Below are 4,036 nucleotides of genomic sequence, written 5' to 3'. Positions count from 1 at the left end.
CGTCGAGGCGCATGGCCGTCGAGCCGTCCTCGCCGCGGAGGGTCACGAGCGCGCCGTCGAGCCGGTGCTCGACGTCGTCGACCACGAGCGCGGCGGTCATCGCGTCGGCCAGCCGGCCTCGCGCAGGGCGGCGCGCGCCTCCTCGCGAGCGGAGTACTCGGTGCGCACGCCGCGGATGTCGCGGTAGTCCTGGTGGCCGGGGCCGGCCCAGAGGATCGAGTCGCCCTCCTTCGCCAGACCGACCGCGACGCGGATCGCTGCCTCGGGCGGGCTCACCTCGTGGATCTCGGGCGTGTTGGTCGCGAGCGCGGCGCCCTCGAGCAGGGTGGCGCGGATGGACGCCGGGTCCTCGAAACGCGGGTGGTGGTCGGTGATGACGAGCACGTCGCAGCCCTCGGCGGCGACGCGCGCCATCTCGTGCCGCTTGGTGGCGTCGCGGTCGCCGTCGGCGCCGAAGACCATGATCGTGCGGCCGGTCGTGAAGCTGCGGACGGCGCCGAGCGTCTGCTCGAACGCGTCGGCGCTGTGGCCGAAGTCGACGTACACGCTCGGTCCGCGGTCGCCCGAGACGCGCTCGGTGCGCCCGGGGAGGTACGCGTCGATGCCGGTCTCGCCGAGCGCCTGCTCGATGACGGCGAGGTCGAACCCGGCCTCGACCATCATGACGAGGGCGAGGCCCGCGTTGGCGGCCATGTGCCAGCCGATGAGCGGGACGCGCGTCGTGAGCGATCGGCCGTCGGGGCCGGTGAGGCGGAAGCCCGTGAACGCGGGCTCCTCCTCCGTGAGCTCGACGCGCCACTCGGCGTCGACGCCGGGCCGCGCCGAGATCGTGGTGACGGGGATGCGCGCCGACTCCACGACGCGCTCGCCGTAGGGCGAGTCGAGCGAGACGACGCCGCGCTTGGCGCGATCGGGCTGGAAGAGCGGGAGCTTCGCCTGGAAGTACTCCTCCATGTCGGCGTAGTCGTCGAGGTGGTCGTGGCTGAGGTTGGTGAAGCCCGCGACGTCGAAGACGATGCCGTCGACGCGGTGCCGGCTGAGCGCCTGCGCGCTGACCTCGACGGCGACCGCCCGGACGCCGGCCTCGCGCATGCGGGCGAGGAGCGCGTGCATCTCGCTCGCCTCGGGCGTCGTGAGCCGGCTCACGACGGTCAGGTCGCCGATCTTCCGCTCGGCGGTCGACGAGAGCCCCGTGACGAGGTCGAGCTGGCGGAGGATGCCGTCGAGCAGGTAGGCGGTGGAGGTCTTGCCGTTCGTGCCGGTCACGCCGAAGAGCAGCGGGGGCTCCTCGCGCGTCCGGTACACCCAGGCGGCGAGCTCGCCGAGCGCGGCCCGAGGGTCGTCGACGACGAGGACGGGCACGTCGAGCCCCGACGCGAGCTCGGCCCCCGCGGCATCCGTCAGGATCGCGACGGCGCCCGCCTCGACGGCAGCGGCCCCGAACTCGGCCCCGTGGCGGTGCTGCCCGCGGATGCCGACGTAGAGGTCGCCCGGCTGCAGGTCGCTCGTCGCGAGCGTGATGCCCGTGACCTCGACGCCGTCGGTGCGGCCGTGCGCGACCTCGATCCCGAACTCCTCGACGAGTCCGCCGATCGGGCGCGCGGAGGGGTGCTCGGGCCGCAGGACGGGGGGGATGCGACCGGACAACACGACCTCTTTCTCGACCGGACCTACCACGTGAGCGGCGGGCTCTGCGCGGGCTGCGTCGAGGGCGGCACCCGGAAGCTCTTGAGCACTTGCGTCATGATCGACCGGAAGGTGGGCGCCGCAGCAGCCGACGTCTTCATCGTATCGGGACGCGCGAGAGTGACGACGACCACGAACTGCGGATCGTCGGCGGGCGCCATCCCCGCGAGCGAGACGATGCGCTGACCGCCGTAGCGCCCGTTCTCCGCGACCTCGGCCGTGCCGGTCTTCGCGGCGACTCGATAGCCGGGGATGCTCAGCTGCGAGGAGAGGAACCCGTCGGTCACGACCGACTCGAGAATCGAGACCGTCGTGTCGGCCGCCTGCTCCGAGAGGATGCGCTCGCCCGCGCCCGTCGGCTGCATGGTCATCGAGCCGTCGTCGTGCCGGCACCCCGCCACGAGGGTGAGCGGCATGTGCACTCCCCCGTTGGCGATCGCCTGGTAGGCGCTCGCGACCTGCGCGCTCGTCGCCGTCATGCCCTGACCGAACATCTGCGTGAAGGCGCTGTGGCCGTCGATCGAGGCCGGGTCCTGGATGTCGCCGCCCTCCTCGCCGAGGAAGCCCACACCGGTCGGCTCGTCGAGCCCGAAGCGCTGGAGCATCTCGGCCCGCTGCTCGAGGCTCGTGCGCTCGACCACCATCGAGGTGCCCACGTTCGAGGAGTTCATGAGGATGCCCGCGGTCGTGAGGGGCAGGTCGCCGTGCGCCCAGGCATCCCCGATCGTGTAGTTGAGGATCGTCGAGTAGCGACCGGGAACCGTGAACCTCTCGAGCGGCTGGGTGATGCCCTCGTCGAGGAGCGCGGCGAACGTGAGGGCCTTGATCGTCGAGCCCGGCTCGTAGGGGGCCGTGAAGCTGCGTGCTCCGAGGTTGTCGGCGGGGGTGCCGTTGACGTCGTTGGGGTCGACCGTGGGCCAGTCGGCGGCGGCGACGACGGCGCCGTCGGCGACCCGAACGACGAAGGCGGTCGCCCAGTCGGCGCCGACCGCGCTCGCCTGCTCGGCGATGGCCTGCTGCGCGAACCACTGCACGTCGGAGTCGATCGTGAGCTCGAGCGTCCCGCCGTCGACGGGCTCCTGCTCGACGACCGTGGTGCCCGGGAGCCGGACGCCGTCGGCCCCGCGCTCGTAGGTGGAGGTACCGTCGGTCGCCGCGAGGCACTCGTCGGCCGAGAGCTCGAGTCCCGTCTGCGGGCCGTCCGTCCCGAGGAAGCCCACGAGGTTCCCGGCGACCTGGCCGTTCGGGTAGGCCCGGGCCGGCTGCCGCTCGAAGTACACCCACGGGATGCGCAGGTCGCGGACCGCCTGATACACCTCGGTCTCGACTCCGCGCACGAGGTAGGCGAAGTCGTCGTCGGGGTCGGCGGCGAGCTCGGCGTCGATGAGCGACTGGAGCGCGGCCGGGTCCTGCCCCGTGAGGGCGCCGAGCTGACCGAGCGCCTCCTGCACCGTGCGGGTGGTCCGCTGGCCGGTCTCCTCGTCGAGGATCGTGGACGGCGCGACGAAGCGCGGCGAGACCGTGATGTCGTAGCGGTACACGGTGTCGGCGAGCACGACGCCGTTGCGGTCGACGATGTCGCCGCGCGCGCCCTGCAGGACCTGAGGGATCGACCGGCGGGCCTCCGACTGCTCGGCGAGCTCGCCCGCGCGCACGACCTGGATGTCGATGAGACGGACGAGGAAAGCGAGCAGGACGGCGGCGACGATGACGACGGTGAGAGCCAGTCGGCGGCGAGTGCGTCGGACGGCGATCACGGTGTCGGCCTCCCCCTTCGGTGCTCGGTCAGTTGGTCACGGGCGACGGGATCGTCGCGGGGGCGGCGGGCGCCGCCGGTCCGGCCGCACCGGGCACCGGTGCGGTGGGAGCGGTCGGACCCGACGCGGCGATTCCGCCCGAGGCTACCGACCCCGGCGTCGACGGCCCGGGTGAAACGCCCGCGACCTCCCCTGTCGACGCCGGAGTCACCAGCGGCACATCGGCCAGCAGCACATTGCCGATCATGCTGTCGCGCCCGTCGAGCACTCCGGCTCCGGCGCCTGCCGCGACCGGCGCGCCGAGCACCGTCGCGTCGGCCAGCCGCAGATACGCGGGGCTGGCGTTGGCGACCATGCCGAGCGACTCGGCATTGGCCGCGAGGTTCTGCGGAGACCGCAGAGTGTCGAGGCTCTCGGTGAGCACCTGCGCGTTGCGATCGAGCTCGACCGCCGTCGCCTGGAGCGCGGCGATCCGGTACGCGCCGTCGGAGAGCGCGATCGAGAGCAGGAGCTGGGCGAGGAGGATCGCGGCGACCGACGGTACCTCCACCTACGAGCGCGGGGCCGACGGCGTCCGGCTCCCGGGCACCACG

General features: G+C 72.9%; 3 protein-coding genes. All 3 read right to left on the bottom strand.

The features are described 5' to 3' along the window. Positions 1 to 96: 96 nt before the first annotated feature. Genes Q7T15_RS07500 through Q7T15_RS07490 form a run of 3 tightly spaced genes read right to left on the bottom strand, consistent with a single transcriptional unit; the run spans position 97 to position 3,993 of the window. The gene (locus tag Q7T15_RS07500; RefSeq protein ID WP_304694878.1) at positions 97 to 1,647 is read right to left on the bottom strand and encodes a Mur ligase family protein; all 1,551 of its coding nucleotides are present in this window, start codon (positions 1,645 to 1,647) and stop codon (positions 97 to 99) included. Between the two features lie 23 nt (positions 1,648 to 1,670). Continuing rightward, the gene (locus tag Q7T15_RS07495; protein ID WP_304694876.1) at positions 1,671 to 3,443 is read right to left on the bottom strand and encodes a penicillin-binding protein 2; all 1,773 of its coding nucleotides are present in this window, start codon (positions 3,441 to 3,443) and stop codon (positions 1,671 to 1,673) included. A 28-nt stretch (positions 3,444 to 3,471) separates the two neighbouring features. After that, on the bottom strand, positions 3,472 to 3,993 hold the full coding sequence (locus tag Q7T15_RS07490) for a hypothetical protein (RefSeq protein ID WP_304694874.1): 522 nt from the start codon (positions 3,991 to 3,993) through the stop codon (positions 3,472 to 3,474). Positions 3,994 to 4,036 lie beyond the last annotated feature (43 nt).

It is taken from the genome of Microcella sp. (assembly GCF_030645145.1).
GTDB lineage: Bacteria > Actinomycetota > Actinomycetes > Actinomycetales > Microbacteriaceae > Microcella.
Note: the sequence above shows the minus strand (reverse complement) of the source record. Positions and strands in the feature narration are given on the sequence as shown.